General features: G+C 68.1%; 8 protein-coding genes. 2 read left to right on the top strand and 6 right to left on the bottom strand.

The window, feature by feature from the left end; genetic code table 11:
* The first annotated feature begins 50 nt into the window (after nt 1–50).
* Both ACK99Q_RS06660 and ACK99Q_RS06655 read left to right on the top strand, forming a co-directional pair.
* Nucleotides 51–1160, top strand: a complete 1110-nt coding sequence (locus tag ACK99Q_RS06660; RefSeq protein ID WP_410185391.1) for a hypothetical protein — start codon at nt 51–53, stop codon at nt 1158–1160.
* 52 nt (nt 1161–1212) lie between these two features.
* Complete coding sequence (locus tag ACK99Q_RS06655; RefSeq protein ID WP_410185390.1) at nt 1213–2370, top strand: acyltransferase family protein; 1158 nt, start codon at nt 1213–1215, stop codon at nt 2368–2370.
* 66 nt (nt 2371–2436) lie between these two features.
* On the opposite strand, the gene ACK99Q_RS06650 is transcribed toward ACK99Q_RS06655, so the two are convergent.
* The 6 genes from ACK99Q_RS06650 to rplA all read right to left on the bottom strand — a co-directional run bounded on the left by ACK99Q_RS06650 (nt 2437) and on the right by rplA (nt 13168).
* Nucleotides 2437–6261 (bottom strand): DNA-directed RNA polymerase subunit beta', encoded by a 3825-nt coding sequence (locus tag ACK99Q_RS06650; protein ID WP_410185389.1) that lies wholly within the window; start codon nt 6259–6261, stop codon nt 2437–2439.
* A 41-nt stretch (nt 6262–6302) separates the two neighbouring features.
* Nucleotides 6303–9845 (bottom strand): DNA-directed RNA polymerase subunit beta, encoded by a 3543-nt coding sequence (locus tag ACK99Q_RS06645; protein ID WP_410185388.1) that lies wholly within the window; start codon nt 9843–9845, stop codon nt 6303–6305.
* Between the two features lie 366 nt (nt 9846–10211).
* Nucleotides 10212–10604, bottom strand: a complete 393-nt coding sequence (rplL, locus tag ACK99Q_RS06640; protein WP_179422703.1) for a 50S ribosomal protein L7/L12 — start codon at nt 10602–10604, stop codon at nt 10212–10214.
* A 57-nt stretch (nt 10605–10661) separates the two neighbouring features.
* Nucleotides 10662–11297 (bottom strand): 50S ribosomal protein L10, encoded by a 636-nt coding sequence (rplJ, locus tag ACK99Q_RS06635; protein ID WP_179422701.1) that lies wholly within the window; start codon nt 11295–11297, stop codon nt 10662–10664.
* Between the two features lie 216 nt (nt 11298–11513).
* On the bottom strand, nt 11514–12353 hold the full coding sequence (locus ACK99Q_RS06630) for a hypothetical protein (RefSeq protein ID WP_410185387.1): 840 nt from the start codon (nt 12351–12353) through the stop codon (nt 11514–11516).
* Nucleotides 12354–12451: 98 nt separating this feature from the next.
* On the bottom strand, nt 12452–13168 hold the full coding sequence (rplA, locus tag ACK99Q_RS06625) for a 50S ribosomal protein L1 (protein ID WP_179422697.1): 717 nt from the start codon (nt 13166–13168) through the stop codon (nt 12452–12454).

Raw genomic sequence — 13168 nt, 5'->3', positions numbered from 1 at the left:
CGACGGCACCGGCTACCCTTGACTTCTCCTACTACCTGGCAAGGGGATCGATGCGCCGTCTGACCGCCGCCATCGCCGCGACGGCGGCGATCCTGACGCTGTCGAGCTGCACCACGGATGCCGGCGTGCCCAGCGCCGACCGAACGACGGTGCCTCCGGAGATCGACTCGCACGAGTCCGGTCCGGCCAGCCCGATCGCCTACGGCCTCAGCGTGCCCGCGGGCGCGACCCAGCTCGGCCCGCTCGTCCGCTACCGCAGCGAGCGCCTCATCGCGGCGTACAAGCCCGAGCTCGACGCCGTGCGCGCCGAGCAGGCGCTCGAGGAGGCGGAGGAGGCCGAGGAGCAGGGCACCGAGGCCACCGAGACGCCGACCCCCACCCCCACGATCAACAACCGGCCCGAGGGCGACTTCTTCGAGGATCTCGAGGACCCGCCGAAGCCCGACACCTTCGTCTCGCTCATGCGGATCGACGGCAACCCCACGCTCGTGGTCCGCCGCCTGCTGGCCGAGCTGTCGGTGCTGCTGCCCGAGTCCGGCATCGTCACCGACGACCTCTCGGCCTACTGCAAGGCCCGCGACCGTCGCGTCACCGGCTGCGCCCTCGACGTCTCCGGCACCACGCCGGGCGGCCGCGACCTGCGCGTCCGGATGAGCGTCGATCCCGGCGACGTGTCCACCCGCACCGGCAACTTCGCCTCGCTCGAGCGGCCCGTCATGCGACTCGACGTCGCCTACGTCGGCGACCCGCGCGCCGGCCAGGAGGACCGCACGCCCGAGGACCTCGACAACCCGCCGCAGATCGAGGACACGACCGAGAAGACCGACTGGATCTGGCCCAAGATGGACGAGGACGCCTCGGCCGACGAGCCCGTCATCGACGGCTTCTCGCCGCCGTCCAGCGCCACCGTCCTGCTGTCGGGCCAGCGCCCGCCCTTCGCCACGATGACCACGCTGCGGGCGTCCATCGCCACCGAGGTCGCCGAGAGGTTCACCAGCGAGCGCATCGAGGGCCCCGTCCAGCGCGACGTGATGGCCGACCTCAACGAGGTCGTCATCTCCACGTGGGGCACCGGGGCCGACGGCCGCGAGGTGCGCACCGTGCACACGCTCTCGGCACGCGGCAACTACCTCTCGCTGTTCCTCAACCCCGCGTCCTGAGGCCCGTCCGCTCGGGCTGTCGAGGGACGGCTGAGCCTCTAGGGTTGTCTCGATGAGTCGTCTCGATCCGCTGCCGGTCAGCACGTCCGCACCCAAGGAGCGCGTCGCCTACCTTGACAACGCGCGGTACTGGGTCATGCTCCTGGTCGTCATCGGCCACTCCCTGACCGAGCTCGTGGTGATGGACTCCGCCCGCGGCGTCTACACGTGGATCTACCTGTTCCACATGCCGTTCTTCGTGCTGATCTCGGGCTACACGGCACGGCACTACGTGGGCGACTTCCGCCAGATCCGGCGCATCGTGTCGACCCTGATCGTGCCGTACCTCATCGTCGAGACCGGGCTGCAGCTGATCACCCGCCACTACGACGGCGAGCCCGAGCACTTCATGATCCTGTCGCCGCAGTGGCTCGGCTGGTTCTTGGCCGCCCTGTTCATCTGGCGCCTGACCACCCCGATCTGGCGAGCGCTGAAGTACCCGATCACCACCGCCGTGCTGATCTCCCTGCTCGCCGGCCTCATCGAGATCCCCAACGTGCTGGCGCTGCCGAAGGTGCTCGGCCTCCTGCCGTTCTACGTCATCGGCCTGCACTTCGACCGCGAGATCTTCCTGTGGCTCGGCCACGCGCGCAACCGCATCGTCGCGGCGGTGCTGCTGGGCAGCTCGTTCGTCGTGTGCCTGGCGTTCGCGCAGTCGTGGGCCGACCGCTGGCCCCTCACGACGTGGCTGCTGTGGAAGGCCCGCTACGACGAGCTCGGCGCCGGCCCGCTCGAGGGCATCGCGATCCGGGCCCTGCTGCTCGTGATCGCCTTCGTGCTCACGCTGGCCGCCCTCTCCCTCGTGCCGCGGGGCCGCTCGTGGACCACGACGATGGGCGGGCGCACCTTCTACTGCTACCTGCTGCACGGCTTCGTCATCCTGTGGCTCGACCGCCACTTCGACCTCTGGCAGCGCATCGAGCCCTACGGCGCCACCGCGGTGCTGGGCTGCATCGTCACCGCGACGATCGTGGCCAACCTGCTCATGACCAAGCCGGTCGCCACGGTGTTCCGCCCGATCTTCGAGCCGCGCCTGACCTGGATGTTCCGCGACCCCAGCGAGGACACCCAGCACCTCCCGGGCGACCACCCCGACGTGTGGGACCGCGGCGTCGAGCGCACCCTGCCCCGGCGCCCGCACCGGCCGCCGAGTCACCACCACCTCCGCTGAGCCCGGCGTCACCGCCCGGGCATGACGAAGGGGCCCTGCCGATCGGCAGGGCCCCTTCGCGTTGACTCAGTTGTCGAAGCTGAAGTCGTAGTCGTCCAACGCCACCGGCGCCGCGTCCGAGGATCCGAACTGGTAGTCGAAGCTGTCGTAGCCCGTGACCGCGTAGGCGTTCTGACGCGCCTCCTCGGTGGGCTCGACCCGGATGTTGCGGTACCGCTCCAGGCCGGTGCCGGCCGGGATCAGCTTGCCGATGATGATGTTCTCCTTCAGACCGCGCAGCGAGTCCGACTTGCCCTGGATCGCGGCCTCGGTGAGGACGCGGGTCGTCTCCTGGAAGGAGGCGGCCGACAGCCAGGACTCGACGGCCAGCGAGGCCTTCGTGATGCCCATCAGGACCGGACGGCCCGAGGCGGGGGTGCCGCCCTCGGCCACGACGCGACGGTTCTCCTCCTCGAAGATCGCGCGGTCCGCGAGATCGCCGGGGATGAGCTTGGCGTCACCCTGCTCGATGACCGTCACGCGACGGAGCATCTGGCGCACGATGATCTCGATGTGCTTGTCGTGGATCGCCACGCCCTGGCTGCGGTAGACCTCCTGGACCTCGTCCACGAGGTGCTCCTGCGCCTTGCGGACACCCAGGATGCGCAGGACCTCCTGCGGATCGGGCGTACCGTGCGTGAGCTGCTGACCGACCTCGACGGAGTCGTTGTCCTGGACCAGCAGGCGCGCACGCTTGGTGACCGGGTACTCCATCGGCTCGGCGCCGTCGTCGGGCGTGACCACGATCTTGCGACCCTTGTCGGTGTCGTCGATCGTGATGCGACCCGCGGCCTCGGTGATCGGGGCCTTGCCCTTGGGCTGACGGGCCTCGAAGAGCTCCACGACGCGCGGCAGACCGTGCGTGATGTCGTCACCGGCCACACCACCGGTGTGGAAGGTACGCATCGTCAGCTGGGTGCCGGGCTCACCGATCGACTGGGCCGCGATGGTGCCGACGGCCTCGCCGATGTCGACGAGCTTGCCGGTGGCCAGCGAACGGCCGTAGCACTTGGCGCAGGTGCCGGTCTTGGCGTCGCAGGTCAGGACCGTGCGCACCTTGATCGACTCCACGCCGGACGCGATGAGGTGGTTGATCTCGACGTCGCCGAGGTCCTCGCCGGCGCCGACCAGCACCTCGCCCGTCTCCGGGTGGACGATGTCGACCGCCGCGTTGCGGGCGTAGGCCGACGTCTCGACGTTCTCGGCGGCGACGAGGGTGCCGTCGTCGAGACGCGTCGCGATCACCTTGGGCAGACCGCGCTCGGTGCCGCAGTCCTCCTCGCGGATGATGACGTCCTGGCTGACGTCGACCAGACGACGGGTCAGGTAGCCCGAGTCGGCCGTGCGCAGCGCGGTGTCGGCCAGGCCCTTGCGGGCGCCGTGGGTCGCGATGAAGTACTCGACGACCGACAGGCCCTCGCGGTAGTTCGCCTTGATCGGGCGCGGGATGATCTCGCCCTTCGGGTTGGCGACCAGGCCTCGCATGGCGGCGATCTGACGCAGCTGCATCATGTTGCCTCGAGCACCGGAGTTGACCATCATCCAGATCGGGTTGTCCCCGCTGGCCTTGAACATCTCCTCCATCGTGCCCGCGACCTCGGCCGTGGCCTGGGTCCAGATCTCGATGAGCTCCTGGCGACGCTCGTCCTCGGTGATGAGACCGCGGTCGAACTGCTGCTGCACCTTGGCGGCCTGACCCTCGTACTTCTCGAGGATCTTGCCCTTCTCCTGCGGGCTGACGACGTCGTCCATCGAGATCGTCACGCCCGAGCGGGTCGCCCAGTGGAAGCCGGCGTCCTTCAGGTTGTCCAGAGCGACGGCCACGTCGACCTTGCTGTAGCGCTCGGCGAGGTCGTTGACGATGACGCCGAGCTCCTTCTTGCCGACCTGGAAGTTGACGAACGGGTAGTCCTGCGGCAGGGCGTCGTTGAAGATCGCGCGGCCGAGCGTGGTCTCGCGGATCTCGCCGTCGATGCGGATCTTCACCTTGCTCTGCAGCGTGATCTCGCCACGCTCGAACGCCATCGTCGCCTCGGCCGGCGAGCTGAACGCACGACCCTCGCCCACGTGACCGTCACGGTCCAGGGTCAGGAAGTACAGGCCGATGATCATGTCCTGGGTGGGCATGGTCACCGGACGGCCGTCCGACGGCTTGAGGATGTTGTTCGTCGAGAGCATGAGGACGCGGGCCTCGGCCTGCGCCTCGGCGCTCAGCGGCAGGTGCACGGCCATCTGGTCACCGTCGAAGTCGGCGTTGAAGGCCGAGCAGACGAGCGGGTGGATCTGGATGGCCTTGCCCTCGATGAGCTGCGGCTCGAACGCCTGGATGCCCAGACGGTGCAGGGTGGGCGCGCGGTTCAGCAGCACGGGGTGCTCGGTGATGACCTCTTCGAGGACGTCCCACACGACCGGGCGGGCGCGCTCGACCATGCGCTTGGCGCTCTTGATGTTCTGCGCGTGGTTCAGGTCGACCAGACGCTTCATCACGAACGGCTTGAACAGCTCGAGCGCCATCTGCTTGGGCAGACCGCACTGGTGCAGCTTGAGCTGCGGGCCGACGACGATGACCGAACGGCCCGAGTAGTCGACGCGCTTGCCGAGCAGGTTCTGACGGAAGCGACCCTGCTTGCCCTTGAGCATGTCGGAGATCGACTTCAGCGGGCGATTGCCCGGACCCGTGACGGGACGACCACGACGGCCGTTGTCGAACAGCGAGTCGACGGCCTCCTGCAGCATCCGCTTCTCGTTGTTGACGATGATCTCGGGCGCGCCGAGGTCGAGCAGTCGCTTGAGGCGGTTGTTGCGGTTGATGACGCGGCGGTACAGGTCGTTCAGGTCGGAGGTCGCGAAGCGGCCACCGTCGAGCTGGACCATCGGGCGCAGCTCCGGCGGGATCACCGGGACGGCGTCCAGGACCATGCCCGCCGGGTTGTTCTCGCTGCCCATGAAGGCCGAGACGACCTTGAGGCGCTTGAGGGCACGCGTCTTGCGCTGACCCTTGCCGGTGGCGATGATCTCGCGCAGCGACTCGGCCTCGGCCTGGAGGTCGAAGTCCTGGAGACGCTTCTGGATCGCCGCGGCGCCCATGAAGCCCTCGAAGTACTTGCCGAAGCGGTACTGCATCTCGCGGAACAGCAGCTCGTCGCCCTCGAGGTCCTGGACCTTGAGGTTCTTGAACCGGTCCCAGACCTCCTGGATGCGCGCGATCTCACGGTCGTGACGGTCGCGCAGCTGGCCCATCTCGCGCTCGGCCGCATCGCGGACCTTGCGCAGCTCGGCCGCCTTGGCGTCCTCGGCCTCGAGCGCCGCGACGTCCTCCTCGAGCTTGACGGCCCGGGTGTTGATCGCGTCGTTCTTGCGGTTCTCGATCTGGTCGATCTCCTGACGGATCCGACTCTCGAGGCTGTCGAGGTCGCGGTGACGAGCGTCCTCGTCGACCGAGGTGATCATGTAGGCCGCGAAGTAGATGACCTTCTCCAGGTCCTTCGGGGCGAGGTCCAGCAGGTAGCCCAGCCGGCTCGGCACGCCCTTGAAGTACCAGATGTGCGTGACCGGGGCGGCGAGCTCGATGTGGCCCATCCGCTCGCGGCGCACCTTGGAGCGGGTCACCTCGACGCCGCAGCGCTCACAGATGATGCCCTTGAAGCGCACGCGCTTGTACTTGCCGCAGTAGCACTCCCAGTCCCGGGTGGGACCGAAGATCTTCTCGCAGAAGAGTCCGTCACGCTCGGGCTTGAGCGTGCGGTAGTTGATCGTCTCCGGCTTCTTGACCTCGCCGAACGACCAGTTGCGGATGTCGTCGGCGGTCGCGAGACCGATCTTGAGCTGATCGAAGAAGTTCACGTCGAGCACGGTGTCTTCTTTCCCTTTCGAAAGGTGTGTGGAGTCCGGACTCAGAGCTCGTCGACGGACGACGGCTCACGGCGGGACAGGTCGATACCGAGCTCCTCGGCGGCGCGGAAGAACTCCTCCTCGGAGTCCTTCATCTCGACGGCGGTGCCGTCGGCCGAGAGCACTTCGACGTTGAGACACAGCGACTGCATCTCCTTGACGAGAACCTTGAACGACTCCGGGATGCCCGGCTCGGGAACGTTCTCGCCCTTCACGATGGCTTCGTACACCTTGACGCGGCCGACGATGTCGTCGGACTTGATCGTCAGCAGCTCCTGCAGCGCGTAGGCGGCACCGTAGGCCTCGAGGGCCCAGACCTCCATCTCACCGAAGCGCTGGCCACCGAACTGGGCCTTACCGCCGAGCGGCTGCTGGGTGATCATCGAGTACGGGCCGGTCGAGCGCGCGTGGATCTTGTCGTCGACCAGGTGGTGCAGCTTCAGCATGTACATGTAGCCGACGCTGATCGGGTCGGGGAACTGCTCGCCGGTGCGGCCGTCGAACAGGCGGGCCTTGCCGTCGGGGCCGACCATGCGGTCGCCGTCGCGGTTCGGGCGCGTGTTCTGCAGCAGTCCGGAGATCTCGTCCTCGCGAGCACCGTCGAACACCGGGGTGGCGATGTTCGTGTTCGGGTCGGCCGAGTCGGCGCCGATCTTGCGCAGGCGGTCGGCCCACTCCTCCTTGGTGGAGTCGGGGACCTCCCAGCCGGCCTTGGCGATCCACCCGAGGTGGGTCTCCAGGACCTGGCCGACGTTCATGCGGCCGGGCACGCCGAGCGGGTTCAGGACGATGTCGACCGGCGATCCGTCCTCGAGGAACGGCATGTCCTCGACGGGCAGGATCTTGGCGATGACGCCCTTGTTGCCGTGGCGGCCGGCGAGCTTGTCGCCGTGGCTGATCTTGCGCTTCTGGGCCACGTAGACGCGAACCAGCTGGTTCACGCCGGGGCTCAGCTCGTCACCCTCGGACGCGTCGAAGACGCGGACGCCGATGACGGTGCCGGACTCGCCGTGCGGGACCTTGAGCGACGTGTCGCGCACCTCGCGCGCCTTCTCGCCGAAGATCGCGCGGAGCAGGCGCTCCTCGGGGGTCAGCTCGGTCTCGCCCTTGGGCGTGACCTTGCCGACGAGGATGTCGCCGTTGCCGACCTCGGCGCCGATGCGGATGATGCCGCGCTCGTCGAGGTTCGCGAGGGTCTCCTCGCTGACGTTCGGGACGTCGCGCGTGATCTCCTCGGGGCCCAGCTTGGTGTCGCGGGCGTCGACCTCGTGCTCCTCGATGTGGATCGAGGTCAGCAGGTCGTCCTGGACGACGCGCTGGGACAGGATGATCGCGTCCTCGTAGTTGTGACCCTGCCAGGGCATGAAGGCGACGAGCAGGTTGGTGCCCAGCGCCATCTCGCCCTCGTCGGTGCAGGGGCCGTCGGCCAGCGGCGTGCCGACCTCGACCCGCTGGCCCTCGCGCACCAGCGGACGCTGGTTCGTGCAGGTGCCCTGGTTCGAGCGACGGAACTTCGCCAGGCGGTACGTGGTGTACGTGCCCTCGTCCTCCATGATCTCGACGAGATCGGCGGAGACCTCCTTGACGACGCCGGCCTTCTTGGCGACGGTGACGTCGCCGGCGTCGACGGCGGCACGGAACTCCATGCCGGTGCCGACCAGGGGCGCGTCGTTGCGGATCAGCGGCACGGCCTGACGCTGCATGTTGGCGCCCATGAGCGCGCGGTTCGCGTCGTCGTGCTCGAGGAACGGGATCAGCGCGGTCGCGACCGACACCATCTGGCGCGGCGAGACGTCCATGTAGTCGACCTCGCCGGCCGGGCGGAGCTCGGCCTCGCCGCCACGCTGGCGCACCAGCACGGCGTCCTCGGCGAACGTGCCGTCCTCGTTGAGGACCGAGTTCGCCTGGGCGACGATGTAGCGGTCCTCGTCGGTGGCGGTCAGGTAGTCGATCTGGTCGCTGACCTTGCCGTCGACGACCCGGCGGTACGGCGTCTCGACGAAGCCGAACGGGTTGATCCGTCCGAACGACGCGAGCGAGCCGATCAGGCCGATGTTCGGGCCCTCAGGCGTCTCGATCGGGCACATGCGGCCGTAGTGCGACGGGTGGACGTCGCGGACCTCGTAGCCGGCGCGCTCACGCGACAGACCACCCGGGCCGAGGGCCGACAGACGACGCTTGTGCGTCAGGCCCGCGAGCGGGTTGTTCTGGTCCATGAACTGCGACAGCTGGCTGGTGCCGAAGAACTCCTTCAGCGCCGCCGTGATCGGACGGATGTTGATCAGGGTCTGCGGCGTGATCGCCTCGACGTCCTGGGTCGTCATCCGCTCGCGCACGACGCGCTCCATGCGGGCCAGGCCGGTGCGGAGCTGGTTCTGGATCAGCTCGCCGACCGTGCGCATGCGACGGTTGCCGAAGTGGTCGATGTCGTCGGCCTCGACCGGGACGGTGCCGGCCGGGGTCTCGAGCTCGGTGGCGCCGTCGTGCAGGGCCACGACGTAGCGGATCGTCGCGACGATGTCGTCGAGCATCAGCGTCTGCTGGTCGAACGCGGCGTCGGTGCCGAGCTTCTTGTTGATCTTGTGGCGACCGACCTTGGCCGTGTCGTACCGCTTCGGGTTGAAGTAGTAGTTCTCCAGCAGGGTCTGCGCGGCCTCGACGCTCGGCGGCTCGCCCGGACGCAGCTTGCGGTAGATGTCGATGAGCGAGCGGCGCGTGACCTCGGCGTCGACCATCTCGTTGGTGACGGCGGTGTCGCGGGCCTTCTTCTCGAGCTCCTCGCGCACGATCTCGCTGCGGACGGAGTCCTTCTCCATCGTGATGCGGACCGACTCGTACTGGCCGAACTCCTCGAGGATGCGCTCCTCGGTGAAGCCCAGGGCCTTGAGCAGCATCGTGACGGACTGCTTGCGCTTGCGGTCGAGACGGACGCCGACGATGTCGCGCTTGTCGATCTCGAACTCCAGCCACGCACCGCGCGACGGGATGACGCGCGCCGTGAAGATGTCCTTATCGGACGTCTTGTCGGGGGTGCGCTCGAAGTAGACGCCCGGCGAGCGGACGAGCTGGGAGACGACGACACGCTCGGTGCCGTTGATGATGAAGGTGCCCTTGTCGGTCATGAGCGGGAACTCGCCCATGAAGACGGTCTGGCTCTTGATCTCGCCGGTCTCGTTGTTCATGAACTCGGCGGTGACGAACAGGGGGGCGGCGTACGTGACGTCGCGGTCCTTGCAGTCCTCGACCGAGTACTTCGCGGGCTCGAAGCGGTGGTCGCGGAAGGACAGGCTCATCGTCTCGGAGAAGTCCTCGATGGGGCTGATCTCCTCGAAGATCTCCTCCAGACCGGACTTGCCGGAGACGTCGTTGCGCCCGGCGGCCAGATCGGCCTCGACGCGCTCGCGCCAGGCATCGCTGCCGATCAGCCAGTCGAAGCTGTCGGTCTGCAGGGAGAGAAGCTCAGGAACCTCGAGCGGTTCGGCGATCTTCGCGAACGAGATGCGCGAGGTGGTGTTCGTGGGTGCGGCGGTACGCGAGGCGGCCAAGAGAAGTCCTTCCGAAGGAACTCGCATGCGGTGAACGTGGCGGTTCTGTACTCTTCAGTTGTCGTCGAGCGGCTCGTGCCGCTCCACCACACGGCTGGTGCCGTGTGCGCGCACGCTTCGGGAGCCCCGTCAAGTCCTGCACACAGCGAGCAGAACGAAACCGGGGCATGACAAAGTGGGCGCGAACCTCAAGCCTATCGCGCCGACACTCCGATATCAACCCCGGGTCTTGACATCGGCGCGATGATCGGGAACGATCATTCGTTTCCCCTTTGCTCCCGGCGAATTCGACACTCCCCCGGAAACGGCGAAGACGCCCGTTCCCCGAGGGAAACGAGCGCCTTCGCGTGAGCAGTCAGCCGAAGATCACTTGAGGGTGATCGTGGCGCCGGCGGCCTCGAGGGCCTCCTTGGCCTTGTCGGCGGTCTCCTTGTTGACACCCTCGAGGACGGCCTTGGGGGCGCCCTCGACGAGGTCCTTGGCCTCCTTCAGGCCCAGGCTCGTGAGGCCACGGACCTCCTTGATGACCTGGATCTTCTTGTCGCCGGCCGACTCGAGGACGACGTCGAACTCGTCCTTCTCCTCAGCGGCGGCGGCGTCGCCGCCACCAGCGGCGGGAGCGCCCGCGGCAGCCACGGCCACCGGAGCGGCGGCGGTGACCTCGAAGGTCTCCTCGAACTGCTTCACGAACTCCGAGAGCTCGATCAGCGTCATCTCCTTGAAGGCATCCAACAGCTCGTCGGTGCTCAGCTTCGCCATGATTGGCGTCCTTTCTGCAATGAGACCCCGAGGGGGTCCCGATGGGAATCGGGCGGTTCAGCCCTCGGTGACGTCGGTCTCGACGTTCTCGGTGTCCGACTCGGCCGCGGGGGCCTCGTCGGCGGGTGCCTGCTCGGCGGTCTCGGCGGCGGGAGCACCCGCAGCCAGGACCGACGGATCGGCTTCGGCCTTCGCCTGCAGCGCCGCGATGGTGCGGGCCGCCTGCGACAGCGGGGCGTTGAACAGCCCCGCGGCCTTGGCCAGGTTGGCCTTGAGGCCACCAGCGAGCTTCGCGAGGAGGACCTCGCGCGACTCGAGGTCGGCCAGCTTGTTGATCTCGTCGGCGGAGAGCGTCTTCCCCTCGAGGAAGCCACCCTTCAGGACGAGAGCGGGGTTAGCCTTCGCGAAGTCGCGCAGACCCTTCGCCGCATCGACCGGATCGCCCGTGATGAAGGCGATCGCGGTGGGACCGGTGAGCAACGACTCGTCGAGCTCGAGGCCGGCATCCCTCGCGGCGATCTTGGTCAGCGTGTTCTTGGCGACGGCATAGCTCGCGGCATCGCCAAGCGCGCGCCGCAGATCCTGCAGCTGCTTGACGTTGAGGCCGCGGTACTCGGTGAGCACCGCGCCGTTGGACTCGCGGAAGCTGTCCGCGAGCTCGGCGACGGCTGCTGCCTTGTCCGGGCGTGCCATGGGTCTCCTTCACTGTCATGCGAAGACCACCTGCACGAGAAGAGCGTCCCGTGCCACTGGCACAGGACGCTCGTGTGAACGCAGGGACGAACCCTGATCTGCACCTGCGCAGGTCGCCCTCTCGGGCACTTCGGGTGACTCGTGGGAGACACCACCGGCGGTCTTCGGCTCGTCCAGTCTAGGCGGCCGCCGGTGGTTCCTCCAAATCGGGGTCGCTCAGCCCTCGCGCGGGGTCTCCGCGGTGGGAAAGGCGCCCAGTCCCTTCATGTCGGAGATCTCGTCCTTCGGCGGGGCCTTGACCTCGACGGGCTCGCCCCACTTGGTCCAGGTGATCGTGCTCTCGGTACCCGCCAGGTCCATCGTCATCTTCCGCAGGAGGTCGTCGGCGCCGACGTGCATGACGTAGCGCAGCTCCTTGGGCATCGACTTCGGCAGCTGCTGGCCCTGCTCCTCGAGCACCTTGGCGGTGTCGACGGCGACCTCGATCCTCGTCGTGTCGACGCCGTCGACCTGGCCGCCGTCGCCCTGGTTGTCGAACTCGACCAGGGCGGACTTGAACGTCTCCAGCTGCGCCGTGGGGTCGGCCTGGTCGGCCATCGAGCCGTACTGCTTCGCCAGCGGGCTGTCGGGATCGGTGAGGTCGATCTTGGCGTACTTGCCGCCGGTCATCTCGCCCATCTTGAGGTACATGACGCCCTCGACGAGGCGCAGGTCCATCGTCATCGCGTCCATGTCCATCGTGAGGTGCGAGGCGGAGTCGGTGACCGACTCGGCCATCTGGACGTCGCCGTTCATGGTGATGGACTGGCCGCCCATGCCCGAGGTCATCTCCATGTGCGCGCTGCCGGCCTCGAGCTGGGCCGCGCTGAGGCGCTCGACGAAGTTGTCCTGCGTGAGCTCGCCCTCGGCGGGAGCCGCGGCGGGCTCCTTCGCGGCCGCCGAGGCGCTGGAGCCGTCGGCCGCGGCCGGGGCGGCGTCGCCGTCCCCGGAGCCGCCACAGGCGGACGTGAGTGCCAGCAGGCCGGCGGCGAGCGAGATCCCGAGAGTCTTCCTCATGCGGACGACCCTACCCGGCAGTCCCACCGCGGGGCCCCGCGAACGCGACGACGCCGCCCTCCCGAAGGAGGACGGCGTCGTCGGGTGATCGTGAAGGCTCAGGCCTCCTCATCGACCGCCCAGTTGCGCGAGCGCGAGGGGTCGACCGGGATGCCGGGGCCGTTCGTGGTGGAGATCGTGGCGCGCTTGATGTAGCGGCCCTTCGAGCTGGCCGGCTTGAGACGCAGGATCTCCTCGATCGCGGTGCCGTAGTTCTCGGCGAGCTGCTCGGCCGAGAAGGACGCCTTGCCCACGATGAAGTGGACGTTGGCGTGACGGTCCACGCGGAACTCGATCTTGCCGCCCTTGATGTCACCGACGGCCTTGGCCACGTCGGTGGTGACGGTGCCGGTCTTGGGGTTCGGCATCAGGTTGCGCGGACCGAGGACACGACCGAGGCGGCCGACCTTGCCCATCATGTCGGGCGTGGCGACGACGGCGTCGAAGTCGAGCCAGCCCTCGTTGATCTTGTCGACGAGCTCGTCGGCACCGACGAAGTCGGCACCGGCCTCACGAGCGGCATCGGCGTTGGCGCCGGTGGCGAAGACCAGGACCCGGGCGGTCTTGCCGGTCCCGTGCGGCAGGTTGACGGTGCCACGCACCATCTGGTCCGCCTTGCGGGGATCGACGCCGAGACGCACGACAGCGTCGACGGTCGAGTCGTACTTGGTGGAGCCGGACTCCTTGGCCAGGGTGGTGGCCTGGAGCGGCGTGTAGAGCGCGTCGCGGTCGATCTTCTCGGCGACGGCGCGGTACGCCTTGCTGCGCTGTGTCAT

It is taken from the genome of Aeromicrobium sp. MLTX1 (assembly GCF_046452335.1).
Classification (GTDB): domain Bacteria; phylum Actinomycetota; class Actinomycetes; order Propionibacteriales; family Nocardioidaceae; genus Aeromicrobium.
This window is presented reverse-complemented; position numbering and strand designations above follow the sequence as displayed.